Raw genomic sequence first — 25,153 nt, 5'->3', positions numbered from 1 at the left:
AGACCGACCAACGGAGTCCCCGTGTCGCTGCCACCCCTGGTCGAGCCGGCCGCCGAGCTCACCGTAGACGAGGTTCGCAGGTACTCCCGCCACCTGATCATCCCCGATGTCGGGATGGACGGGCAGAAGCGGCTGAAGAACGCCAAGGTGCTGTGTGTGGGCGCCGGCGGCCTGGGCTCGCCGGCGCTGATGTACCTGGCCGCCGCAGGCGTCGGCACGCTCGGCATCGTGGAGTTCGACGAGGTCGACGAGTCGAACCTGCAGCGCCAGATCATCCACAGCCAGGCCGACATCGGCCGCTCCAAGGCCGAGTCCGCGCGCGACTCCGTCCTCGGCATCAACCCGTACGTGAACGTGATCCTTCACGAGGAGCGGCTCGAGGCCGACAACGTGATGGACATCTTCAGCCAGTACGACCTGATCGTCGACGGCACGGACAACTTCGCGACCCGCTACCTGGTCAACGACGCCTGCGTGCTGCTGAACAAGCCGTACGTCTGGGGCTCGATCTACCGCTTCGACGGCCAGGCCTCCGTCTTCTGGTCCGAGCACGGTCCCTGCTACCGCTGCCTCTACCCGGAGCCCCCGCCCCCCGGCATGGTCCCCTCCTGCGCCGAGGGCGGCGTGCTCGGCGTGCTGTGCGCGTCCATCGGCTCCATCCAGGTCAACGAGGCCATCAAGCTGCTCGCGGGCATCGGTGAGCCGCTGGTCGGCCGCCTGATGATCTACGACGCCCTGGAGATGCAGTACCGCCAGGTCAAGGTCCGCAAGGACCCGGGCTGCGCGGTCTGCGGCGAGAACCCGACCGTCACCGAGCTCATCGACTACGAGGCCTTCTGCGGCGTCGTCTCCGAGGAGGCCCAGGAGGCCGCCGCGGGCTCGACGATCACTCCGAAGCAGCTCAAGGAGTGGATCGACGACGGCGAGAACATCGACATCATCGATGTCCGTGAGATCAACGAGTACGAGATCGTCTCGATCCCCGGCGCCCGTCTGATCCCGAAGAACGAGTTCCTCATGGGCACCGCCCTGGAGAGCCTCCCGCAGGACAAGAAGATCGTCTTGCACTGCAAGACGGGTGTCCGCAGTGCGGAAGTCCTCGCGGTCCTGAAGTCCGCGGGCTTCTCCGACGCCGTACACGTCGGCGGCGGTGTGATCGGCTGGGTCAACCAGATCGAACCGGACAAGCCGGTCTACTGAGCGAACGGCTCCGCCCTCAGGGCGGGACCGGCTCCGGTGGCGGAGGCTTCGAGCACCACGCGTGGTCGAAGCCCCCGCCACCGTCATGAGCAGACCTTGCCGTCCTTGGGCACCGTCCCCTGAAGCAGGTACGCGTTGATCGCCGAGTCGACGCAGTCGCTGCCCTTCCCGTACGCGGCGTGGCCCTCGCCCTTCCACGTCAGCGTCACACCGACGCCCTTGCCGAGCTCGTCGGCCATCTTCCGGGTGCCCTCGTAGGGCGTCGCCGGATCGCCGGTGTTGCCGACCAGCAGGATCGGCGCCGCACCCGGCGCGCTCACCTCGGGGGTGTCGTACTGCCCGGCCACCGGCCAGTCGTGACACCAGCCGGCCGTGTCCCAGCCCAGCATGGGTCCGAACACGGGTGAGACCTTCTCGAACCGCGGCAGCAGCTTCCTCGCCTCCTCGGCGGTGGGGCGCTGCTTGTCGTCCAGGCACGATATGACCCGTTGCGAGTGGCCCCCCGTGACGTAGTGCCCCGACGGGTCGCGATCGTTGTACTCGTCGGCGAGGGCCAGGAGTTCCGAGCCGTCTCCCTGCTCGGCCGCATCGAGCGCGCTGGTGAGGGTCGGCCAACTCGCCTCGCTGTACAGCGGCCTGAGGAGACCGGTGAGCGCGAGTGCCTCCGTGAGCTTTCGCTCGGATCCGGTCGGGAGCGGGCTCTCATCGATCCGCTTCAGCAGGTCCACGATCTTCTGCGAGCCCTCCTCGGCGTCCTGCCCGGTGGACTTGAGGTAGTTGTTCAACGCGCGCTGGAAGCCCCTGGCCTGGTTCTCGACATGCCCCGCCGCGTCGGCACTCGGGTCGGCGACCGCGTCCAGGATCAGTCGCCCGACGTTTTTCGGGAACAAGTGGGCGTAGACACCGCCGAGTTCGGTGCCGTACGAGATGCCGAAGTAGTGCATCTTCGGATCGCCGAGGACCTGGCGCATCAGGTCCATGTCTCGGGCAGTGTCCGTGGTCGACACATGTGCCATCAGCTTCCCCGTGGACTTCTGGCAGCCCTTGCCGAAGGAGGCGGCGTCCCGGAAGTACGCCGTCGCCTCGGCCGGGGTGTCCGGCGTGATGTCCACCGACTCGGCGGCCTGGATCTCCTTGTCGCTGCGGCAGCGGACGCCCTCGCTGGCGCCCACCCCGCGCGGATCCCAGCTCACCAGGTCGTACCGCTCGCCCAGTTCGGACGCATTGGAGGCGTACCACGGCAGTGTGGACACCCCTGAGCTGCCGGGGCCGCCGAAGTTGAACAGGAGCGAGCCGATGCGGTCGCCGCCGCCCGCCTTGGCGCGGATCAGGGCGAGGTCGATCGTCCTGCCGTCCGGTTTCGTCCAGTCCAACGGTGCCTTGAGCGTCGCGCACTGCCACTCGTCGCCCGGCGCGGGGGCGTCCCCGGTGGCCTTGCAGCGCCCCCAGTCGAGTTTCTGCGAGGTGAGCGAGGCCGGCAGCGTGGTCGCCGAGCCCGTGGAAGCGCCTGATGAACTCGCGCCGCTCGTCTCCCCACCGGCCTCCGCGCCGTCCGAGGACGAGCCGCCGCTGCAGCCCGTCACCAACAGCGCGGCGGCGGCCGTCAGAGCCGTCCACCGTACGAAACGCGCCATGCCCATCCCCCCTCGCAGGCCGTCCGCACCGTGCCGCGGATGGCGGTCAGGCCATAGTAGGCGGATCACGAAAATGCCGCCGGGGCCTGTGGATAACTCTCTGACCTGCTGTTTTCTGGACTCTCGGTGAGGTCTCAGGAGCAGACGGTCCCGGCCGCCGGCACCTTCCCGTCCAGCAGATATCCGTTCACCGAGTCCTGCACGCACTTGCTCTTGCTGTTGTACGCCCCATGGCCCTGCCCCTTGTACGTCAGCTCGACGCCCACCCCGTCGCCCAGCGCCTCCACCATCCGCCGCGCGCCTTCATACGGCGTGGCCGGGTCGCCCGTGTTGCCCACGACCAGGATCGGCGCGGAGCCGGGCGCGCTCACGTCCGGATGGTCGGCGGCGCCCGCCACGGCCCAGTCGGTGCAGCTGAGCATCGACCAGGCGAAGGCGTCACCGAACAAAGGCGAGGCGGCCCGGAATTCGGGCAGTTTCCGCTCCACGTCAGCCGGCGTGTACCGCGGCTTGTCGTCGGCGCAGTTGATCGAGATGTTGGCGGCGGTGATGTTGCTGTACTCGCCGTTCTCGCTGCGCCCGTTCAACGAGTCGGACAGCAGCATCAGAATCCGGCCGTCACCGTCGTACGCCTGCTCCAGCCCCTCGGTGAGGTACTGCCAGAGGTCCTGCGAGTACAGCGCCTGCGCGATGCCGTTGGTCGCAGCGCTCTGGGTCAGCTCGCGCGGGAACACGCCCTGGATCGGCTTGCTGTCGAGGTCCTTCAGCAGCTTCGCCATGCGGTTCTTGACGTCCTGTGCGGTGTCGCCGATCGGGCAGTCCTCGGTCTTCGAGGTGCAGTCCTCCGCGAAGTTGTCGAGCGCCAGCTGAAAGCCCTTGACCTGCCCGAGTGAGCCCTCCTCGGAGTTCTGTGTCGGGTCGACCACCGCGTCGAAGACCGCGCGTCCCACGTTCTTGGGGAACAAGTGGGCGTAGACACCGCCGAGTTCGGTGCCGTAAGAGATGCCGAAGTAGTGCAGTTTGTCGTCGCCGAGCACCTGGCGCATCAGGTCCATGTCGCGGGCCGCGTCGGTGGTGCGCACATGCGGCAGCATCTCGTCGGAGTTCTCCTCGCAGGCGTCGTTGAACTCCGTGGTGCTGTCCACCAGTTCGGTCCGCTCTGCGGCGTCGTCCGGCGTCGTGTCCTGCTGGAAGTAGGCGTCGAGCTGCTGGTCGTCCTCGCACAGTACGGGCGCGCTGCGGCCGACCCCGCGCGGGTCGAAGCTCACCAGGTCGTAGCGGGTGCGCAGCTTCTCGTACCCGTCGCCGAAGGCGGGCAGCGTGGTGACGCCCGACGCACCCGGCCCGCCGAAGTTGAAGATCAGCGAGCCGATGCGCCGGTTCGGGTCGCCGCTGGACTGCGCCCGGATCAGGTCGATGTCGATCGTGTCGCCCTTGGGGTCGTCCCAGTCACGGGGTGCCTTCATGGTGGCGCACTGCCATGAGTCGCCGTCCGGCAGCGGTGACGGGCTGCCCGCGCCGCCCTGTGCCTGGGAGGGGGTCGGGCAGTCCTTCCAGCTCAGCTTCTGGGCCGTGAGGTCCTCGTCCCCGGAGTCGCCGTCGCTGCAGCCGGCCAGCAAGGAGGACAGCAGCAGGGCGGCGGCGGTCAGGGCAGCGGCGCGCTTCCGGGGAGGGTTCGGCATGGTCCCATCCTGCGGTCGTACGTGGTGGGGCGCTCGGGGCGCGGTCCGTACGAGGTACGGCTACGCCCCACCCGCTTACGTGCCCTTACAACGTACGACGCCCTGCTCCTCGTAGGACAAGTCCGCGGTCCTCGCAGGACGAGTCCGCGCGTGTTACAGCGCGCCCTTGCGGGTCAGGTGGTTGAAGGCCAGCCAGCCCGGCAGCACCGGCAGCCACAGTGTCAGCAGCCGGAAAAGCAGCACCGACGGCGCGGCGACCTCGCTGGGCAGGCCCACGGCGATCAGACCGACGGTCAGGGTCGCCTCCACAGCGCCGACGCCGCCCGGGGTCGGGGCCGCGGAGCCGAGGGCGTTGCCCGCGAGGAAGACGACAGCCACGCTGGCGATGCTGATCGAGGTCCCCTCGCTGCCGAACGCCCTGATCGACGCGTCCAGGCACATCACGAAGCAGGCGGTCAGCAGCAGCATGCCGCCGATGCCGGTGACCAGCTTCTTGGGCCGCTGCAGCACGTCGAGCATGCGCGGCACGACACCCGCGAACAACGACCTCACGCGCGTGACGACGAATTTCCGCAGGAACGGCACCGACGTCACCACGAGGACCAGTACGGCCACCGTCAGCAGACCCGCGATGACGGTCCGGGACGGCGACAGCGACGGCGTCTTCTCGGTGCCGGTCAGGTAGCCGAAGGACAGCAGCATCAGGATGTGGCAGCCGAGCCCGAACAACTGCGAGGCGCCGACGCTCGCCACCGCGAGTCCCGGCCGCACTCCCGCGCGCTGCAGGAACCGCGTGTTGAGGGCGACGCCGCCGACCGCGGCCGGTGCGACGATCTTCACGAAGGAACCGGCGACCTGCGCCGACACGGTCCGCCGGAACGGCACCCGCTCGGGCACGAACCCCAGCAGCGCCATCGCCGCCGCGAAGTAACTGGCCGCCGAGAACAGCACGGCCGCGGCCACCCAGCCCCACTGGGCGTTGGCGATGAGCGGGCCGAACTCGATGTGCGTGAGCTGCGTGAGCAGGAAGTACGCGCCGATGGCACCGGCGATGAAGCTGATCAGCGTGCGCGGCCGCACCCGCTCCAGTCGGGCGGGTTCGACGGGTGCCTGCGGCCTGATGAGCAGCACCTCGTGGCGGATCTGCGTGAGCAGATCCTCCTCGCGAGCCTCGTCCAGGGCCTCGTCGATGGCCCGCTTCTCGGCCCGCGCCTGCGCCCGTACGGTCTTCTTGTCTTGCTTCTCCGGCTTGTCGAGCTTCTTTTCGAGCTCCTGGTCCGGCTTGTCGAGTACCGGCCCGGCGTCCTCGCTGCGCGCGGCCTTGGCGTGCCGGGAGGCCTCCAGCACCGCCTCACGCTCGCGCTCGGCCCGCTCGCGGGCGAGTCGGCGAAGCGTCGCGCGCGTGGAGCGGCTCAGGGCGATGGGCTGCAGCATCGGCAGACAATCGGCCACGGCGTCGGGGCCGAGTACGCCCACCGCCGAGGCCACCGCGCGCTCGGCGCCGACGCGCAGGCCGAGCGTCACCAGCAGCTGGGAGATGTCCATGCGCAGCAGCAGATTGTTCGCCGCGATCTCGCCGATCCGCAGATCGGTGATGATCACCTTGCCGGAACGATCCACCAGGATCGCGTCCCCCACGAGCCTGCGGTGGGCGATGCGGCGGGACTGCAGCGCCTTCACCTGGAGCCAGGTGTCGCGCAGCAGGTCGTCGGTGATCTCTTCGTCCGGCAGCGAGTCCAGGGTGTGCCCGCCGGTGTGCTCGTAGACCAGCATCACGGCGTCCGGGCCGAGCTCCGAGGTGGCGATCAGCTTGGGCGCGTTGGCGCCGGCCGCGATCGCCGCGTAGGCGAGCAGCGCCTCCTGCTCCAGGGCCTGGCGCAGTGACTGGAGGCTGCTGCGGGTGGCAAAGCCGCGCAGCGTCAGATTGCGCCACGCGCGGTAGAAGAAGCCCTGGGCCTGCTGCTCCCGGTCCACCACCGTGACGTCGAGCGGGGGACCATCCTCAAGGGTGACGAAGTACCGCCGGCCACGGTCGCCGGACTCCTCCGACACCTCCTCGCGGGCCGCGCTCACCGGGCGGAAGCCGACGTGCCTGAGGCCCGCCATCAGGGTCCGCCCCGTGGGCCGGACGTTGGGCGAGCCGACCGCGTACAGCGTGCCGTAGGCGACGGTCCAGCCGATCAGAAGCGTCAGGAGGATCGAGAACGGCGTGGTGTAGCCGGTGACCAGCATCGAGAAGGCGTACAGGACCAGGACCGCCCACAGGACCGCACGCCAGCGGGGTCTGCGGGACATGCCCACGGCCGTCATGTACGCGATGACCGGGGCGAGGTAGCCGTGCACCGGGTCGGTGAGGGAGCCGATGTCGCCGGGGGAGGGCTGGGTGAGCGCGTCCCGGATGGAGTCCGGGGCGGCCCGTGCGACCCACAGGTCTGTGGCGAGCGTCACGCCGTGCGCGAGGACCGCGGCGAGGACGCCGTCGGCGATCCGTAGCCCGTCCCGCTTGATCAGGCGCTCGATCGCGAAGGCGACGGGCACCAGGAGGATCGCGATGCTGGACACGAGCCCGGCGATCTTGCTGAACAAGTCGGGCGCCTGCCCGGTGCCCTTGTTGATGTCCTGCTCGAGACCCGAGGTGGTGCCGTGCGCGAACGCGGCGATCGCGAGCAGCAGGGCGATGCCCAGCACGCCCACGAGGAGCCGCATGAGGTCGGACGGGCGGTGCACGCGCGCGGGGAGCAGCGGTTCGTCGCCCTCGACCTCGTCGGCGTGCACCTCTTCGAGGTCGTACGCGGCCTTCCCCTCGACGGCCTTGCGGCCGGCGTCGCTCGTGCCGCCACCCTTGCCGGGCGCGTCCTTCTTGCCGCCGCTGTCGCCGGTGTCCTTCTTGTCGGCGTTCACGGTGTCCGGGCGCGACGAAGCGTCAGAGGTGCTTTCCGCGCCCTCCGGGTGCACACCCTGCTGCTTCATCGTCTCTTCTTGATCTCGTATCACCAGTCACCGCCCGCACGATGGTGGCATGCCCCACCGACACACGGGGGCATCAGGGTGCAAATGCGGGGGCGCACAGTCTGCCCGAAGCTGCGCCTCGGGGCGAGGCATACGCACAGTGGCGAGCGCGTCACATTGTCGGTGGGGTGCGGCAGGATGGGCCGGATGAGCGAGGAGAGCCTTCCGGACGCCACCCGCCCGGAGTACGACCGGGGCCACCCGGAGCACGCTGACGCGCTGCCGGAGTACGCCGAGCGCGTGCTGGAGGTCGCCGACGTGATTCCGCCGGGGCGCGTCATGACGTACGGGGACGTCGCGGAGTGGCTTGAGGAGGGCGGTCCCCGGCAGGTCGGTCGTGTGATGGCCCTGTACGGGGGCGCCGTTCCGTGGTGGCGGGTGGTCCGCGCGGACGGGGTCCTGCTGCCGGGCCACGAGCTGCGGGCGCTGGAGCACTACCGCGCGGAAGGCACACCGCTGAAGGAGGCGAGCAGGGCCGCCGAGGGCCACCTGCCGCGCCTCGACATGAGACGGGCGCGCTGGGACGGCGGCGGACGCGCACAGGGTCACACCTGACAGCTTCCGCCATCGGACGGCCCGCTGTGTGACCTGTGATCCGTACGGGGGAAAGAGGGCACGTCCGTGGCATGACGTACGTTCGTGAGTCGAGGGACGCACGTGACACGAGTGCCCAGAGGGATGAATCGGAAGCCCTGCTTCCGCACTACCCCTCGGCGTAGCGTCGGCTGCACGCGTCGCCCTCACCTCCCAGCCACCGCCCTCCACGCGCGAGGGGCGACCCACCAGCACACCCACCAGGACCGGCGAACCACGTGAGCTCCTCTTTCTCCACCAGGCGCCTGTCGCACCCCCAGGTGCGACAGGGGGCCAGTGGCGCTTACCGGCTGGTGCGTACCCCTCCGGTCCGAGTGGCTCCCCCTCGTCTTGACGCCGCACAGCGCGCCGTGGTTGACCATGCCGCCGGTCCCCTTCTTGTTCTCGCAGGTCCGGGCACCGGTAAGACCACCACGCTCGTCGAGTCGGTGGCTGAGCGCATCGCCCGCGGCTCGGACCCCGAGCGCATCCTGGTGCTGACTTTCAGCCGCAAGGCCGCCGTGGCGCTGCGCGACCGCATGGCGCTGCGCATAGGGGCGGCGCGTGCGCCCCAGGCGACCACGTTCCACTCGTTCTGCTACGCACTGGTCCGCGCCCACCAGGACAGCGATCTGTTCGTGGAGCCGCTGCGGCTGCTGTCCGGCCCGGAGCAGGACGTGGCCGTGCGGGAGCTGCTCGCGGGCCAGCCGGACCTGGAGCGGCTCGGCCTCGCACATGTGCGCTGGCCGGACGAGCTGCGCGCCTGCCTGACCACCCGCGGCTTCGCCGACGAGGTCCGCGCGGTCCTCGCCCGCAGCCGCGAACTGGGCCTCGGCCCGGACGCCCTGGACGCCTTCGCCCACCGCATCGGCCGCCCCGACTGGCGCGCCGCGGCGTCCTTCCTCGCCGAGTACCTCGACGTGCTCGACATGCAGGGCGTGCTCGACTACGCCGAACTCGTCCACCGCGCGGTGCTCCTCGCCCACCGCCCCGAGGCCGCCGAGCGGTTCGCCGCGCAGTACGACGCCGTCTTCGTCGACGAGTACCAGGACACCGATCCGGCCCAGGTGCGGCTGCTGCACGCCCTGGCCGGCGGCGGGCGGACCCTCGTGGCCTTCGGCGACCCGGATCAGTCGATCTACGCCTTCAGGGGCGCCGACGTGAACGGCATCCTGGAGTTCCCGCACGCCTTCCCGCGCGCGGACGGCCGGCCCGCGCGCGTGGAGGTCCTGCGCACCTCCCGCCGTTCCGGCGCCGGCCTGCTGGCCGCGACTCGGCTCCTGACCCAGCGGATGCCGCTGACCCGCCTTCCGGCGGAGAAGGTACGCGCCCACCGCGAGCCGGCGCCGGTCCGCGACGGCGGCCGCGTGGAGGTCTTCACGTACCCGACACCCGGCACCGAGCTGGACAACGTCGCCGACATCCTGCGCAGGGCGCATCTGGAGGACGGCGTCCCGTGGGGCGAGATGGCCGTACTGGTGCGTGCCGGATCGCGCACGATCCCGACCGTGCGCCGAGCGCTCACGGCGGCCGGGGTGCCCCTGGACATCGACGGTGACGACCTGCCCCTGAGGCATGAGCCGGCGGTGGCGCCCCTGCTGACCGCACTGCGGGCGGTGGCCACGGCCGAGGCGGCCCCGGCGGCCGAGCCGACCGACGGGGGCGTGCAGCGTGAACCCGAGGGGCACGACGTACGGCCGCAGGACGGCGACCCCGTCGGCGACGACTCCGCGGACGAGCCCGCCACCTCCTGGCTCGACACCGAGACCGCCCTGAGCCTGCTCGCTTCGCCCCTCGCCGGCATGGACGCCGCCGACCTGCGCCGCCTCGGGCGCGCCCTGCGCGACGAGGAGCGGGCCGCGGGAAACCCCCTGCCGCCGCCCTCGGACGACCTGCTCGCGCGGGCGCTCGCCGAGCCGGAGCGCCTGGCCGTGCACGACCCCACGTACGCGCGTGGCGCCCAGCGCCTCGGCGCACTGCTGCGCAAGGCCCGTGAGCGCCTCGCGGGCGGCGGTACGGCCGAGGAGGCGCTGTGGGACCTGTGGGAGGGCACGCCGTGGCCCACTCGCCTGGAGCGGACCGCCCGCCGCGGCGGCGCGGCCGGCCGCAACGCCGACCGTGACCTCGACGCCGTATGCGCGCTGTTCGCGACAGCGACCCGCGCGGAGGAGCGCACCGGCGGCCGGGGCGCCCTGAACTTCCTGGAGGAGGTCGAGGCCGAGGACATCGCCGCCGACACCCTCACGCGGCGTGCCGTAGGCCCCGACGCCGTGCGCCTGATGACCGCGCACCGCTCCAAGGGCCTCGAGTGGCGCCTGGTCGTCGTCGCGGGCGTCCAGGAGGGCCTGTGGCCGGACCTGCGCCGTCGCGGCTCCCTCCTGGAGGCCGACCGCATCGGGCGCGACGGACTCGCCGAACCGCTCACCCCGGGCGCGCTGTTGGCGGAGGAGCGCCGCCTGTTCTACGTCGCCGCCACCCGCGCGCGTGAACGCCTCGTCGTCACCGCGGTGAAGGCCCCCGCGGACGACGGCGACCAGCCCTCCCGCTTCCTGACCGAACTCGGTGTGGAACCCAGGGACGTGACGGGCCGCCCGCGCCGCCCGCTGTCCGTCGCCGCGCTCGTGGCCGAACTCCGGGCGACGACGGTCGACCCGCGCGCGTCGGACACCCTCAGGGAGGCCGCCGCCCGCCGCCTGGCCCGGCTCGCCGCGCTCGCCGACGAGGACGGCCGCCCGCTGGTCCCGGCCGCGCACCCCTACCGCTGGTGGGGCATGTTCGAGCCGACCGAGTCCAAGGTGCCGCTGCGCAACCGCGACCAGCCCGTGGTGCTCTCCGGGAGCGCCCTCGACCAACTTGCCAACACCTGCGCCCTGCAGTGGTTCCTGGGCCGTGAGGTGAAGGCCGACGCGCCCGCGACGGTCGCCCAGGGCTTCGGCAACGTCGTGCACGTCCTCGCCGACGAGGTCGCTTCCGGGCACACCCCGGCCGACCTCGCCGTCCTCATGGAGCGCCTCGACTCTGTGTGGAACGCGCTGGCCTTCGACGCGCCGTGGAAGTCGGCGCAGGAGAAGGACAACGCGCGCGTGGCGCTCGAACGCTTCCTCAAGTGGCACGTGATGGACCGCGCGGGGCGAACTCCGGTGGCGAGCGAGCACGACTTCGACGTCACCCTCGGGGCGGGCGACTTCGAGGTGCGCATCCGTGGCCAGATGGACCGCGTCGAGGCAGACGGCGAAGGGCGTGCCTACGTCGTCGACTTCAAGACCGGCAAGCAGGCGCCCAGCGCGGCCGAGGTGGCCCGCCACCCGCAGCTCGCCGTCTATCAGCTCGCCGTCAACGAGGGCGCCGTCGACGAGGCCTTCGACGGCGTACGCCCCGAGCCGGGCGGCGCCGAACTCGTCCAGCTGCGCCAGGGCGCCGCCAAGCGCGACGGCGGCGAGACGCTTCCCAAGGTGCAGGGTCAGGAGCCCCTGGAGGGCGCCGAGGGCGAGTGGGTCGGCGACCTGCTGGCCACGGCGGCCGGCAAGGTCCTGGACGAGCGGTTCGCGCCCACAGCGGGCCAGCACTGCACCCACTGCGCGTTCCGGGCGTCGTGCAGCGCGCGGCCCGAAGGACGGCACGTGATCGAGTAACGCATCGTCAGTAACCGGAGTGACCGATCGCACCACCCGTGCTGACCTGCGGCTCTTCCGGCCCGAAGGGTGATCCGGCATCGACTGTCAGTGCCCGCCGCTAGCCTCTCTGAAGTGTCCGCCCATATCTCCGATCCCGAGCAGCTCAAGGAGCTCCTCGGCATCCCGTTCACTCCGGAGCAGACGGCCTGCATCACCGCGCCGCCCGCCCCGCAGGTCATCGTGGCCGGAGCCGGATCGGGCAAGACGACGGTGATGGCGGCACGCGTGGTGTGGCTGGTCGGCACCGGCCAGGTCGCCCCCGAACAGGTCCTCGGCCTGACCTTCACCAACAAGGCCGCCGGAGAACTCGCCGAACGTGTCCGCAAGGCGCTCATCAGGGCCGGCGTCACCGACCCCGACGTCATCGACCCGGACAACCCGCCGGGCGAGCCGGTGATCTCGACGTACCACGCCTTCGCCGGCCGCCTGCTGACCGACCACGGCCTGCGCATCGGCCTCGAACCGACGTCCCGCCTGCTCGCCGACGCCACCCGCTACCAACTCGCCGCGCGCGTGCTGCGCGAAGCCCCGGGCCCCTACCCAGCATTGACCCGCTCCTTCGCCGACCTGGTCAGCGACCTCCTCACCCTCGACGCCGAACTCGCCGAGCACCTCGTACAACCCGAGGCCCTGCGCGCATACGACGCCGGGCTGCTGCTCACCCTGCAAGGCGCCAAGCTCACCAACGCCGAACTGCGCAAGGTCCCCGAGGCGGCTGCGGCCCGCAGGGAACTCGCCGACCTCGTGCGCCGCTACCGCGCGGCCAAGCGGGAGCGGGACCTGCTCGACTTCGGCGACCAGATCGCCCTGTCGGCACAGCTCGCCGGGATCCCCGAGGTGGGCCCCATCCTGCGCGACGAGTTCCGTGTGGTCCTCCTGGACGAGTACCAGGACACGTCCGTCGCCCAACGCGTCCTCCTGGCAGGCCTGTTCGGAGGCGGTACCGGCCACCCGGTGACCGCTGTCGGAGACCCCTGCCAGGCGATCTACGGCTGGCGCGGCGCCTCCGTAGCCAACCTCGACGACTTTCCCGAGCACTTCGCGCAGGCCGACGGACGCCCCGCCGCCCGCCAGGCGCTCAGCGAGAACCGCCGCAGCGGGGGCCGCCTCCTGGACCTCGCCAACGGCCTCGCCGATCCCCTGCGCGCCATGCACGCGGGCGTGGAGGCCCTCCGCCCGGCCCCGGGTGCCGAGCACGACGGCACGGTCCGCTGTGCCCTCCTGCCCACCCATGCCGAGGAGATCGACTGGATCGCCGACTCCGTGGCGCATCTCGTCCGCACCGGCAAGGAACCCGGCGAGATCGCCGTCCTGTGCCGCACGGCGACCGACTTCGCCGCGATCCAGGCCGCGCTCGTCGCCCAGGACATCCCCGTCGAGGTGGTCGGCCTGTCCGGGCTGCTCCATCTGCCCGAGATCGCCGACCTGGTCGCCGTCTGCGAGGTCCTCCAGGACCCCGGAGCCAACGCCGCCCTGGTCCGCCTCCTCACCGGCCCGCGCTGGCGCATCGGCCCGCGCGACCTCGCCCTCCTGGGGCGCCGCGCACGGCGGCTGGTGTCGTACGCGCGCGTGGACGGCGACGACGACCCGGACCGCCGCCTCGCCGAGGCCGTCGAAGGGGTCGACCCCGCCGAGGTCATCTCGCTCGCGGACGCCCTCGACACCTTCCTCGAGACACCGATCGACGGCGACGGTGACGACGACGGGCTGCCCTTCTCGCCGGACGCGCGCGTGCGGTTCGCGCGCCTGGCCACCGAACTGCGCGACCTGCGCCGCTCCCTGTCCGACCCGCTGATGGACGTCCTCCACCGCGTCCTCGCCGTCACCGGCCTGGAAGTGGAGCTGTCGGCGTCCCCGCACGCGCTGGCCGCCCGCCGCCGCGAGACCCTGTCCAACTTCCTCGACGTCGCCGCGTCCTTCGCGGCCGGCGACAACGAGGCGTCCCTGCTCGCCTTCCTGGGCTTCCTGCGCACCGCCGCCCAGTACGAGAAGGGGCTCGACAACGCCCTTCCGGGCGGCGAGAACACCGTCAAGGTGCTCACCGCGCACAAGTCCAAGGGCCTGGAGTGGGACGTCGTCGTCGTCCCCGGCCTGGTCACGGGCACTTTCCCCAGCACCCAGGGCCGCGAGAAGTGGACCGCGCAGGGCAAGGTCCTCCCGCACGAGCTGCGCGGCGACACCGACACGCTCCCGGACGTCGCCTCCTGGGACTCCCGCGGCCTGAAGGCCTTCCACGAGGCCATGAAGGATCACCAGCACACCGAGGAACTCCGCCTCGGCTACGTCACCTTCACCCGCCCCCGCTCCCTGCTCCTCGGCTCCGGCCACTGGTGGGGCCCCACCCAGAAGAAACCCCGCGGACCCTCCGACTTCCTGCAGGCCCTGTACGACCACTGCGCGGCCGGGTACGGCGAGATCGAGGCGTGGGCCGACGAGCCGGCCGAGGACGAGGAGAACCCGGCCCTGCACCGGGAGAACGCCGACCAGCTGTGGCCCCTGCCCCTCGACGGGGCGGCCCTGGCCCGACGCCGGGCCGCCGCCGAGACGGTCCTGGCCCACCTGGAGACCCTCACCTCCCACGAGGACGGTCGGCCCGCCGCCGCACACGACCCGGACACGTACGACGATCCGGACTGGCCTCCGCCGCCGGACGACGACGAAGCGTTCGTGGACGATCTGCCTGACGAGGATGATCCCTTCGCCGACGAATCCTTCGGCGACGAATCCTTTGCCGACGATTCCTTTGCCGACGCAGGGATCGCCGAGGAGTCCTTCGGGGACGGCCCCCGCCGAGACGGCCCCTTCGCGGACGGCTCCCCTCGGGACAGGCCCTTCGTGTCCGACCCCGACGAGTCCTTCGCCGGCGACCGGTCGTCCCAGGCGGACCCCGGCGACCGGGATGTCCGGCCCACCGGCCGCCTGGCCATCCCGCACCAGGCGACGGCCCCGGAGCCCCCCACCGGACCAAGCGCACGCCCTCATCCCACGGAACCGGAACCCCTCACCCCCGAGGAGACCCGCACCCTCGCCTCCTGGGACCGCGACCTCGATGCCCTCACCGGAGAGCTCCTGCGCGCCCGCGCGAGCGTCACCGACGTGACCCTGCCCGCGTCGCTGACCGCGTCCCAGCTGATGCGGCTGGCCGCCGACCCGGACGGGTTCGCGCAGGAGCTCGCGCGCCCCATGCCGCGCCCTCCACAACCTGCCGCGCGCCGCGGCACCCGATTCCACGCCTGGGTCGAGGCCCGCTTCGAAGAGCTCACGCTTCCCATGCTGGAGCCGGACGACCTGCCCGGCAGCGAGGCCGAGATCGCCGACGAGCGCGACCTGGAGGCCCTCAAGGACGCCTTCGAGCGCACCGAGTACGCGCACCGCACGCCTTACCGGGTCGAGGCCCCCTTCCAGCTCGCGATCGCGGGCCGCGTCGTGAGGGGCCGTATCGACGCCGTCTACAAGGAGGGCGACGGCGACGGGGCGACGTACGAGATCGTCGACTGGAAGACCAACCGGACCCGCACCGCCGACCCGCTCCAGCTCGCCCTGTACCGGCTCGCCTGGGCCGAGCAGGAGGGCGTGCCGCTGGGATCGGTCAACGCCTCGTTCCTTTACGTCCGCAGCGGTGAGGTCGTACGACCGGACGACCTGCCGGACCGGACGGCACTGGAGCGGCTGCTGACCGAGGACCCGGTCGCGGAGGCGGAGTGTGAGGAACCGCCCACCGAGGATGTCGGTGCGGGCCGATAGGCTCGTGACCATGAGCCAGACCCCGGACAGCGCTGTCCGTACGTACATCGAGCAGCACCGCGCCGCCTTCCTCGACGACCTCGTCGAGTGGCTGCGCATCCCGTCCGTGTCGGCCCAGCCCGACCACGCGCCCGACGTACGCCGCAGCGCCGACTGGCTCGCCGCCAAGCTCAAGGAGACCGGCTTCCCGACCGCCGAGGTCTGGCCGACCGCGGGCGCGCCCGCCGTCTTCGCCGAGTGGCCCTCCGACGACCCGAAGGCGCCCACGGTCCTCGTCTACGGCCACCATGACGTGCAGCCCGCCGCCCGTGAGGACGGCTGGGACAGCGAGCCCTTCGAGCCTGTCATCCGCGAAGGGCGTCTCCACGCGCGCGGGGCGGCCGACGACAAGGGCCAGGTGTTCTTCCACACACTCGGCGTCCGCGCCCACCTCGCGACCACCGGCCGCAGCACGCCGGCCGTGCACCTCAAGCTGCTGATCGAGGGCGAGGAGGAGTCCGGCTCCCCGCACTTCCGCGCTCTCGTCGAGGAGCACGCCGAGCGGCTCGAGGCCGACGCCGTGATCGTGTCCGACACCGGCATGTGGTCCGAGGACACCCCCACCGTGTGCACCGGGATGCGTGGCCTGGCCGAGTGCGAGATCCGGCTGTACGGCCCCGACCAGGACATCCACTCCGGCTCCTTCGGCGGCGCCGTCCCCAACCCGGCGACCGCGGCCGCCCGCCTGGTCGCCGCCCTGCACGACGAGCACGCGCGCGTGGCGATCCCCGGCTTCTACGACGGCATCGTCGAACTGACCGACAGCGAGCGCGAGCTCTTCGCCGAATTGCCCTTCGACGAGCAGCAGTGGCTGCGCACCGCCAAGTCGTACGCCACCCAGGGCGAGGCCGGGCACACGACCCTGGAGCGTGTCTGGGCCCGCCCCACCGCCGAGGTCAACGGCATCGGCGGCGGCTACCAGGGCCCCGGCAGTAAGACGATCATCCCGTCCTCCGCCATGGTGAAGCTCTCCTTCCGGCTGGTCGCGGGACAGGAGCCCGACCACATCGAGAAGGCCGTCCGCGCGTGGGCCGACGCTCAGGTGCCCGCCGGGATCCGCTGCGAGATCACGTTCAGCGGGGCCACGCGCCCGTGCCTGACGCCGCTGGATCACCCCGCCCTGCAGTCCGTCGTACGCGCCATGGGCCGCGCCTTCGAGGGCCCGGTCCGCTTCACCCGCGAAGGCGGCTCGGGCCCCGCCGCCGACCTCCAGGACGTCCTCGGCGCACCCGTGCTCTTCCTGGGCATCTCCGTCCCCTCCGACGGCTGGCACGCCCCGAACGAGAAGGTCGAGCTCGACCTGCTGCTCAAAGGCGTCGAGACCACCGCCTACCTGTGGGGCGACCTGGCCGCGAGCTGGCGTCATGCGCCCTGACCCACCTGGGCCGTCCGGACGGGCAGCGCGCGCGGGGCACACTGAAACGGCCGTCCCGCACCGCCGAGCCCCGATGGACCCGGTCGCCTCCCGTCGCACGTCCCGCCGATCCACCCGCCGAAGCACACCGTTCCACTGGGGGAGTTGGAAGCACCCGTGACCACTTCGACCGACCACACCGCCGACCGCCCCATCTCGCTCACCGCACCGAGCGGCATCGACCGCGCCGCCCACCACCGGCTCGACGAGGCCTGGCTCGCGGCGGCATGGAGCCACCCCACGACCCGCTGCTTCGTGGTCTCCGGCGCTCAGGTCCTCGTCGACGAGACGGCGGACGGGCGCACCGAACTCGTCATGACCCCCTCCTTCGAGGCCCCTCTCACCGAGGCGCACCGCTACTTCCTCGGCATCGACGAGGACGGCGTCAGCTACTTCGCCCTCCAGAAGGACGCGCTGCCCGGCCGCATCGACCAGTCCGCGCGCCCGGCCGGCCTGCGCGAGGCCGGCCTGCTGCTGTCGCCGCGCGACGCCGGCCTGATGGTGCACGCCGTGGGCCTGGAGAACTGGCAGCGCACCCACCGCTTCTGCTCCCGCTGCGGCGAGCGCACCGTGATCGCCGCGGCCGGCCACATCCGCCGCTGCCAGGCCTGCGGCGCCGAGCATTACCCGCGCACCGACCCCGCCGTGATCATGGCTGTCACCGACGAGGACGACCGCATCCTGCTCGGCCGCCAGGTCCACTGGCCCGAGGGCCGCTTCTCGACGCTCGCCGGTTTCGTCGAGCCCGGCGAGTCCATCGAGCAGGCAGTGCGCCGGGAGGTCTACGAGGAGGCCGGTGTCAGCGTCGGCCAGGTCGAGTACGTCGCCAGCCAGCCCTGGCCCTTCCCGTCCAGCCTCATGCTGGGCTTCATGGCCCGCGCCACCTCCACCGAGGTCAACGTCGACGGCGACGAGATCCACGAGGCCCGCTGGTTCTCCCGCGAGGAACTGCGCGCCGCCTTCGACTCCGGCGAGGTCATGCCCCCGTACGGCATCTCGATCGCGGCCCGTCTGATCGAGCTCTGGTACGGCAAGCCGCTGCCGACCCGCAGCGTCTGAGCGCAAAGAGAGGGTGGCCGCCCCGGCTCGGGGCGGCCACCCTCTCTTTGCGCTTGGATGCGCTTCGGTCACACGCCGATCTTCTGCTTCACCTGAGCCAGCGACGGGTTCGTCAGCGTCGAACCATCCCCGAACAGCACGGTAGGTACCGTCTGATTCCCGCCATTCGCCTTCTCGACGAACACCGCGGACTCGGGGTCCTGCTCGATGTTGATCTCGGTGTACGCGATGCCCTCGCGGTCCAGCTGCTTCTTCAGCCGCTGGCAGTAGCCGCACCACGTGGTGCTGTACATCGTCACAGTGCCCTGCATGTCTCGCGCGCTCCTCTGATGGCTCGGGGAAACAGGTCGTCCGGTGAGGGAACGTACGCGACCGCGGAGCCATTCCCACCCGGGGTATGCCCGGGTACGTGACGCCTGCCGCATTAGTACGACTAACAATGTCCGCCTGTGGACAACCGGCACAGCCGTCTCCGGCGACCTGGCAGCATGGCCGTGTGACAGCAGCAACGCACTCCACCCTCTTCCCACAGGTACCGGACTCTGCCGACGCGGTGCTCGAAGGGCTCGACCCCGAGCAGCGCGAGGTGGCCACCGCCCTGCAAGGCCCGGTGTGCGTGCTCGCGGGCGCCGGTACGGGCAAGACCCGGGCGATCACCCACCGCATCGCCTACGGGGTGCGCGCCGGCATCCTCCAGCCCTCCAGCGTGCTCGCCGTCACCTTCACCAACCGGGCTGCCGGGGAGATGCGTGGCCGGCTCCGCCAGCTCGGCGCCGCCGGGGTCCAGGCACGTACGTTCCACTCGGCCGCTCTGCGTCAGCTCCAGTACTTCTGGCCGAAAGCGGTCGGCGGCTCCATGCCCCGGCTCGTCGACCGCAAGATCCAGCTCGTCGCCGACGCGGCCGCCGCCTGCCGCATCCGCCTCGACCGGAACGAGCTGCGGGACGTCACCGCCGAGATCGAGTGGTCCAAGGTCACCCGGACCGTCCCCGCCGACTATCCGCCCGCCGTCGCCAAGGCGGGCCGCGACGCCCCCCGCGACCCGGCCGAGATCGCCCAGATCTACAACGTCTACGAGGACCTCAAGCGGGACCGCGCGGTCATCGACTTCGAGGACGTCCTGCTGCTCACCGTCGGCATCCTCCAGGACCGGCACGACATCGCCGATCAGGTCCGCTCCCAGTACCAGCACTTCGTGGTCGACGAGTACCAGGACGTCAGCCCGCTCCAGCAGCGCCTGCTGGAGCTGTGGCTCGGCGACCGGGACAACCTGTGCGTGGTCGGCGATGCCAGCCAGACGATCTACTCGTTCACGGGAGCAACTCCCGACCATCTGCTCGACTTTCGCACCCGTCACCCAGGCGCGACCGTCGTCAAGCTGGTCCGCGACTACCGCTCCACCCCCCAGGTCGTCCGCCTCGCCAACGGCGTGCTCGCCCAGGCCCGGGGCCGCGCCGCCGACCACCGCCTGGAACTGGTCTCCCAGCGCGACCCGGGTCCCGACCCCGTGTACACGGAGTACACCGACGAGCCCGCCGAGGCCGAGGGCGCCGCTCGCCGGATCCGGGAACTCATGGCCTCCGGAGTTGCGGCCGGCGAGATCGCCATCCTGTTCCGCACGAACTCCCAGTCCGAGACCTACGAACAGGCCCTCGCCGACGCGGGCGTCCCCTACCAGCTGCGGGGTGCCGAGCGGTTCTTCGACCGTCCCGAGGTGCGCAAGGCGGGCATCGCGCTGCGCGGCGCGGCCCGCTTCGGGGGCAACGACTCACTCCTCGACGACGCCGTCGACCTGCCCTCGCAGGTGCGGGCCGTGCTGTCGGGCGAGGGCTGGACGACCGAGCCCCCGGCCGGCTCCGGCGCCGTCAGAGAACGCTGGGAGTCGCTGGCCGCCCTGGTGAACCTCGCCCAGGACTTCGCCGCCGCCAAACCGGGCGCCTCCCTCGCCGACCTCGTCGCGGAGCTCGACGAGCGGGCGAACGCCCAGCACGCCCCGACCGTCCAGGGCGTCACCCTCGCCTCTCTTCATTCGGCCAAGGGCCTGGAGTGGGACGTCGTCTTCCTGGTCGGCGTCGCCGAGGGCATGATGCCGATCACCTACGCAAAGACGGACGAGCAGATCGAGGAGGAACGCCGGCTCCTCTATGTAGGTGTCACCCGCGCCAGGCTGCACCTCCATGTCTCCTGGGCGCTCACCCGAGCACCCGGCGGCCGCCCGAATCGCCGCCCGAGCCGCTTCCTCGACGGACTGCGCCCCGGCTCGGCCGCCACCGCAGGGCGCGCCGCCGCTGTCGGTTCCGGCGGTGTCGAGCGCGGCTTCACGAGCAGGCCGGACGCAGCCCCGAGACGCACCCAGCGCGCCCCGGCCCGCTGCCGTGTCTGCGGGCGCACCCTCACCGACGCGGGCGAGATGAAGCTGATGCGCTGCGAGGGCTGCCCCTCCGACATGGACGAGGGCCTCTACGAACGACTCCGCGAGTGGCGTGCGGTTCAGGCCCGGCTCAGCGGGCAGCCGGACTTCTGCGTCTTCACGGACCGGACCCTGATGGCCATCGCAGAGGCGGAGCCGACCAGTCCGGTTGAGCTGTCCCGCATCTCCGGCGTCCTCAAGCGGAAGCTGGAGCGCTACGGAGCCGATGTGCTGGCCATCTGTGCAGGCCAGGAGGTTGGGGAGGGCTCCAACGGGGAATGACACGAACTCGTCGAAAAAATAGTTTGCGCATGCCCCAGCAATCCCCATAGGTTCTTAGCCACGGGAACGGAGGCCTTCTCGGAGGCCCCAATTCCGTGTTCTACTTGCATACCCGACGGACTGGTTCACCCCAGTCCCCTTAGACGCCGAGAGGAGGCGAGTCCAGTGATCAGCATCAACACCAGCTCCATCAGCACCGTGAAAATGACCGATCGCTCGGTCGTCGCCTCCCTGTGCATGCTCGGCGCCTCGAACCAGGGCACCGGTCTGTCCGGCATCCGTGCCGCGCGTCCGGCGTCCGCCCTGTCTCTCGCGGGTCTTCCTGTCCGCGAGGGCAATGAGCGACCGACCAAGGCACTGGAAGCGGCAGTAGTGGCACGGGCCAAGGCCTATGCCTCTACGGCGACCGGTGCCGGATTCCGGAAGCAGACGAAGCAGCACCACCTGATGTGGGCCTTCCGTGGGCCAGAACCCTGGAGTGATCCAGCCTGATCGTCGATCAGGCCGGCGCCTTCAGGGCCGCGGAACCCCATCCGGGATCCGCGGCCCTTCTGTTTGTCCCCGAACAGGGATGACGGAGCGAAGGGGCCTCGGGACAAGAAAGACCCGGTACCAGCCGCCACCCGGCCCAACAGGGCCGGAACGACCAGACGAGGAAGACGAACCGTGCAACTCGAAGCGCACGCCCCGTCCGTACCGCCCGCAGACGTGATCCCCAAGCCCGGCCTCACGGAGGACTCCACCTTGACCCCGCTCACTGCGCTCACCGCGCTCGACGACGCCATCGAGAACCTCGGCGTGCCCGTCCCCTGCCGTTCCTACGACCCGGAAGTCTTCTTCGCCGAGTCGCCGGCGGACGTCGAGTACGCCAAGTCCCTCTGCCGCACCTGCCCGCTGATCGAGGCCTGCCTCGCCGGCGCCAAGGAGCGGCGTGAGCCCTGGGGCGTCTGGGGTGGCGAGCTGTTCGTCCAGGGTGTCGTCGTCGCCCGGAAGCGGCCGCGTGGTCGCCCGCGCAAGAACCCGGTCACGGCATGAACACCACCGGAACGATCGACCGTCCCTTCACGCACGACCCCCAGAAGCAGGCCCCGATGAAGCCGTCCACCCACGAGCTCGCAGGCTCCGCGCCTGAAGACTTCACCACCAGTGGCGCGAACGACTCGCGTCAGAACAGGAACCGAGAGATGCAACTCATCCAAGAAGCCCTGGCACGTGCGCATATGCACGAGCGCCGGTACGTGGCCGAGCAGGAACGCCGGGCCGTGCGCCTGGCGACCGCTCGCCGCATGCAGCGTCGGGCCGAGCGGGCCTCGCTGCGTGCCCGCCGCGCGCTCGCCATGGCGGTCATGCAGTAATCGAGCTCGCCGCCGGACGGCGGCGGTGGCCTCTCGACCCGGGAGGCAGTAGCTCCCCGCGGGGGCCGGTTCCGTACGAACGGGACTGGCCCCCGCAGTGCGTTGTGACCGCCGATCAGGTAGCGGCGGCGTTATCGTCGCTGAGTGACGAGTCTTCCCGGAGGCAGTGACAACAGTGGTTCCGACACGGAGCCCCAGTCCCTCGTGTGCGCTCGCTGCGGCACCAGGGCCAAGGCCCCGCAGCCCACCTGGACCTGCTCAGTGGAGAACGGCACCCGCCACTACGTCTGCGACACCTGCTCCAGGGAGAACCTCAGAGCGATCGAGGGACGGCTGGACTCGGCCTGGTGGTAGGGCCGCTCACGCCTCCGCCGCCGACTCCTCCTCGTCAGTCAGCTCCTCCGGCCCGAAGCCGGGCAGCCAGTCCTCCAACTCCTCGCGCAGTCGCACCGTCGCGCCCAGCTGGCACAGCACACCGATGGTGCTCAACGTCACCCGGTGGATGAGGAGATAAGCCGGGGGCAGGTTGAGCTGCTTGGCCAGCTGGTAGGCGGGCGAGCGGGGGTCGGCCACACGCCCGGCCTGACTGCGCATCCAGCCGCGGGTGAAGGTGAACTCCTCCACCTGAGCCGGTTCGATGATCGGCAGCAGATAGTCGAGGACGGCGTTCGGGTCCAGGTCGATCGACTCCTTGACGAAGCCCTCGGCGCAGAGCAGTTCGTAGACCGCCTCCGCCTCGCCGTCCAGCGTCATGCGCAGGGAGTCGCCGATGGGGGTCGGCAGACCACCCGGGAGCCGGTCGACCGTGCCGAAGTCCAGGACACCCAGCCGCCAGTCGTCCTCTCCCTCCGGGCCGCCCGGCAGGAGACGGAAGTTCCCCGGGTGGGGGTCTGCGTGCAGCAGCCCGGTGCGGGCCGGGCCGGAGAAGAGGAAGCGGGCCAGAAGCTGGCCGGCACGGTTGCGCTGCTCCTCGGTGCCGGCGGAGATCACCTCCGAGAGCGGGACGCCGTCGATCCACTCCGTGACCAGGACCTGCTCGCACTGGTGGACCACCGCAGGGACAACGACGTCCGGATCGTCGGCGAACTCCTCCGCGTGGGCCTGCTGGGCCTGCGCCTCCAGGCCGTAGTCCAGTTCCTCGGAGACCCGGTCCTTCAGCTCCGCGATCAGCGGCTTGATGTCCATGCCCGGAATCAGCGGACCCAAGAGCCGGGCAAAGCGACTCAGTTGGTTCAGATCGGACAGCAGGGCCTCGCCGGCTCCCGGGTACTGCACCTTGACGGCCACCTCACGGCCGTCATGCCACACCCCCCGGTGCACCTGCCCGATCGAGGCGGCAGCGGCGGGCTTGTCCTCGAACTCCAGGAACAGCCCCTGCCAGTCCTCGCCGAGCCGCTCCGCCAGCACCGAGTGCACGGTGCGCGTCGGCATCGGGGGTGCGGCCTCCTGCAGCTTGGTGAGCGCGGCGCGGTAGGGGCCGGCGATCTCCTCGGGCAGGGCCGACTCGAAGACGGACAGGGCCTGTCCGAACTTCATCGCACCGCCCTTGAGCTCGCCGAGCACCTTGAACATCTGCTCGGCGGTGCGCTGCTGCAGCTCGCGGCCGACGATCTCCGCGGACTCGCCGACGATCCGCTTGCCCAGTCCCCAGGTCGCCCGTCCGGCGAAGCCGAGCGGGAGCGCGGCGAGCTTGGCGGTACGGGTGACCGCCTTGCGGGGAAGATCAGACATGCGCCCTCCAGGTACCAGCCGACCGCTCCGAGTCTGCCGCACGGCGTGACTCCTTCGGCGGCCGTTGCTCCGCCATTGTCTCGCGCTACTGCTCGTCCTCGGAGGGGTGTTCTCCCTCACCTTTCTCCGTGGCGCCGCACGCGCATGCGTGGTGCGCCCACACCGGCCGCGCGTGCCAGCTCAGACCGGGTAAGGACACCTCCCAGCGTGCACCGGCGCTCGACGGGATCCGTCCATCCAGAAAGGCTAGGGCGTGTGCGGCCGTCAGACCTGCGACCGTGGTGGCCAGTGCGAGATCACAGGGGCGTACGTCGCGTGTCCGTCCGGTGCCGGAGCGCCACTGCGCGACCAGGCGGGGCCAGGCCGGGTCCCGGTCGGTGCGTCCCTCGTGGAGGCAGCCCGCACAGGCCGTCTCACCGGGCAGGACCAGCGGGCCGACCACGCCGGTGCCCTCCACGACGCCGGCGTACAGATGCGGCGTACCCGAAGCGATCAGGGGTTCGGCGGCGGACGGGGAGGGTGCGTGCACCGCGACGTCGTCCCGGGGCGCGAGGATCACCAGGGAGTGGCCGCCGCCGTCCTGCCCGGGAGGTGACTGGGCGCTCCGGCGTGGTGGGCGGTCCGGTGCGCAGCGGCGTGCGGCCCGCCGGGCGGCCTCGTCCCTGCGGTCACCGACCGCCTCCGCGGGCAGCCCGCCGGGTGCCACGTCCCACGGCTCGACACGGCCGACGTCGCGCACGTCGACCTCCCCCACCCCCGCGCCCGACAGCAGCGAGGCCACCATCGCGCCCACCCGGCCGGCGCCCCTCACTTGTACGCGCAGTGAACGGCGGGCGGCCAGGCGGCCCATCGCCTCGCCCGGTTCGGACGTGGTCAGGGACAGCGAGGCCAGGTCGGGGCGCAGCCGGTCCAGAACATCCTTCTTGCGCCGCATGGCGTCGCCGGCCGGGCCGCCTCCCTTCGCGTCGTCGAGGAGCCCCGCCCGTGCCAGCCGTCGCACCAACCCGTCGACATGACCGTCCGGCAGGTCCACCCGGCGGCCCTCTGCACGCAGCAGCTCCAGTCCGCGAGTGCCGTTGAGCAGATCGAGGAAACTGCCCGTCGCCGTGTCCATCGGACCCAGCGTCAGAGCGTGTGCCGGAGTCATCCCGAACTGCACCGTGTTGAGATCCCGCCAGCCACGCCTGAGCGCGGGCTTCAGTAAGGGAGTCAGCGGAGCCAATGGAGTCGGCGGAGCCGGTGAAGTCGGCGTGGTCGATGTAGCCGATGGAGTCGACGGAACCGTCGAATCTCCTGAAGCAGTCGAAACCGTCGCTTGCATGAACAGGCCCCCGTAGCCGTCGTGGA

16 protein-coding genes and 1 pseudogene are annotated in these 25,153 nt (G+C 71.2%); 11 read left to right on the top strand and 6 right to left on the bottom strand.

The features are described 5' to 3' along the window. Positions 1-21 precede the first annotated feature (21 nt). Positions 22-1,200, top strand: a complete 1,179-nt coding sequence (gene moeZ / locus OG331_RS18505; protein ID WP_406197548.1) for an adenylyltransferase/sulfurtransferase MoeZ — start codon at positions 22-24, stop codon at positions 1,198-1,200. An 83-nt stretch (positions 1,201-1,283) separates the two neighbouring features. On the opposite strand, the gene OG331_RS18500 is transcribed toward moeZ, so the two are convergent. The 3 genes from OG331_RS18500 to OG331_RS18490 all read right to left on the bottom strand — a co-directional run bounded on the left by OG331_RS18500 (position 1,284) and on the right by OG331_RS18490 (position 7,486). Further along, a complete protein-coding gene (locus tag OG331_RS18500) occupies positions 1,284-2,834 on the bottom strand; it encodes an alpha/beta hydrolase (RefSeq protein ID WP_406197545.1) in 1,551 nt (516 codons plus the stop codon). Positions 2,835-2,968: 134 nt separating this feature from the next. Beyond that, positions 2,969-4,516 carry an alpha/beta hydrolase gene (locus OG331_RS18495; RefSeq protein ID WP_406197543.1) on the bottom strand — a complete coding sequence of 516 codons (1,548 nt, stop codon included), beginning with the start codon at positions 4,514-4,516 and terminating at the stop codon, positions 2,969-2,971. A gap of 153 nt (positions 4,517-4,669) precedes the next feature. After that, a complete protein-coding gene (locus tag OG331_RS18490; protein WP_406197540.1) occupies positions 4,670-7,486 on the bottom strand; it encodes a lysylphosphatidylglycerol synthase domain-containing protein in 2,817 nt (938 codons plus the stop codon). 186 nt (positions 7,487-7,672) lie between these two features. Here OG331_RS18490 and OG331_RS18485 point away from each other — a divergent pair, with 186 nt between their 5' ends. The 5 genes from OG331_RS18485 to nudC all read left to right on the top strand — a co-directional run bounded on the left by OG331_RS18485 (position 7,673) and on the right by nudC (position 18,028). Then, positions 7,673-8,080 carry an MGMT family protein gene (locus OG331_RS18485; protein WP_406197538.1) on the top strand — a complete coding sequence of 136 codons (408 nt, stop codon included), beginning with the start codon at positions 7,673-7,675 and terminating at the stop codon, positions 8,078-8,080. A 257-nt stretch (positions 8,081-8,337) separates the two neighbouring features. Continuing rightward, positions 8,338-11,730 carry an ATP-dependent helicase gene (locus tag OG331_RS18480; protein WP_406197536.1) on the top strand — a complete coding sequence of 1,131 codons (3,393 nt, stop codon included), beginning with the start codon at positions 8,338-8,340 and terminating at the stop codon, positions 11,728-11,730. A 114-nt stretch (positions 11,731-11,844) separates the two neighbouring features. Continuing rightward, positions 11,845-15,516: a UvrD-helicase domain-containing protein gene (locus OG331_RS18475; protein ID WP_406197534.1), complete on the top strand. Its 3,672-nt coding sequence runs from the start codon at positions 11,845-11,847 to the stop codon at positions 15,514-15,516. Positions 15,517-15,526: 10 nt separating this feature from the next. After that, positions 15,527-16,930 carry a dipeptidase gene (locus tag OG331_RS18470; protein WP_406197532.1) on the top strand — a complete coding sequence of 468 codons (1,404 nt, stop codon included), beginning with the start codon at positions 15,527-15,529 and terminating at the stop codon, positions 16,928-16,930. Between the two features lie 156 nt (positions 16,931-17,086). Beyond that, a complete protein-coding gene (gene nudC / locus OG331_RS18465; protein ID WP_406197530.1) occupies positions 17,087-18,028 on the top strand; it encodes an NAD(+) diphosphatase in 942 nt (313 codons plus the stop codon). A gap of 68 nt (positions 18,029-18,096) precedes the next feature. Here the strand turns inward: nudC and OG331_RS18460 are convergent, their stop codons facing one another. Beyond that, positions 18,097-18,339 carry a mycoredoxin gene (locus OG331_RS18460; protein ID WP_406197528.1) on the bottom strand — a complete coding sequence of 81 codons (243 nt, stop codon included), beginning with the start codon at positions 18,337-18,339 and terminating at the stop codon, positions 18,097-18,099. Between the two features lie 128 nt (positions 18,340-18,467). Here OG331_RS18460 and OG331_RS18455 point away from each other — a divergent pair, with 128 nt between their 5' ends. The 5 genes from OG331_RS18455 (at position 18,468) to OG331_RS18435 (ending at position 22,429) form a co-directional block, all read left to right on the top strand. After that, positions 18,468-20,720, top strand: a complete 2,253-nt coding sequence (locus OG331_RS18455; protein ID WP_406197525.1) for an ATP-dependent DNA helicase UvrD2 — start codon at positions 18,468-18,470, stop codon at positions 20,718-20,720. A gap of 165 nt (positions 20,721-20,885) precedes the next feature. Further along, positions 20,886-21,212 carry a hypothetical protein gene (locus tag OG331_RS18450; RefSeq protein WP_406197522.1) on the top strand — a complete coding sequence of 109 codons (327 nt, stop codon included), beginning with the start codon at positions 20,886-20,888 and terminating at the stop codon, positions 21,210-21,212. A 174-nt stretch (positions 21,213-21,386) separates the two neighbouring features. Next, a complete protein-coding gene (locus OG331_RS18445; RefSeq protein ID WP_406197520.1) occupies positions 21,387-21,755 on the top strand; it encodes a WhiB family transcriptional regulator in 369 nt (122 codons plus the stop codon). After that, a complete protein-coding gene (locus OG331_RS18440) occupies positions 21,752-22,075 on the top strand; it encodes a hypothetical protein (protein WP_362380647.1) in 324 nt (107 codons plus the stop codon). The genes OG331_RS18445 and OG331_RS18440 overlap by 4 nt, the downstream gene beginning before the upstream one ends. A gap of 144 nt (positions 22,076-22,219) precedes the next feature. Next, positions 22,220-22,429 (top strand): hypothetical protein, encoded by a 210-nt coding sequence (locus OG331_RS18435; RefSeq protein WP_406197516.1) that lies wholly within the window; start codon positions 22,220-22,222, stop codon positions 22,427-22,429. Between the two features lie 6 nt (positions 22,430-22,435). Here OG331_RS18435 and OG331_RS18430 read toward each other — a convergent pair whose 3' ends face one another. Both OG331_RS18430 and OG331_RS18425 read right to left on the bottom strand, forming a co-directional pair. After that, positions 22,436-23,806 (bottom strand): ABC1 kinase family protein, encoded by a 1,371-nt coding sequence (locus tag OG331_RS18430; protein WP_406197513.1) that lies wholly within the window; start codon positions 23,804-23,806, stop codon positions 22,436-22,438. Next, a pseudogene (locus OG331_RS18425) lies at positions 23,799-25,019 on the bottom strand (ThiF family adenylyltransferase). Before OG331_RS18425 ends, OG331_RS18430 begins: the two are co-directional and overlap by 8 nt. Between the last annotated feature and the right edge of the window lie 134 nt (positions 25,020-25,153).

This window comes from Streptomyces sp. NBC_01017 (assembly GCF_045162795.1).
GTDB lineage: Bacteria > Actinomycetota > Actinomycetes > Streptomycetales > Streptomycetaceae > Streptomyces > Streptomyces machairae.
The sequence above is the reverse complement of the archived record's forward strand: the minus strand, read 5'-3'. Positions and strand labels throughout refer to the sequence as shown.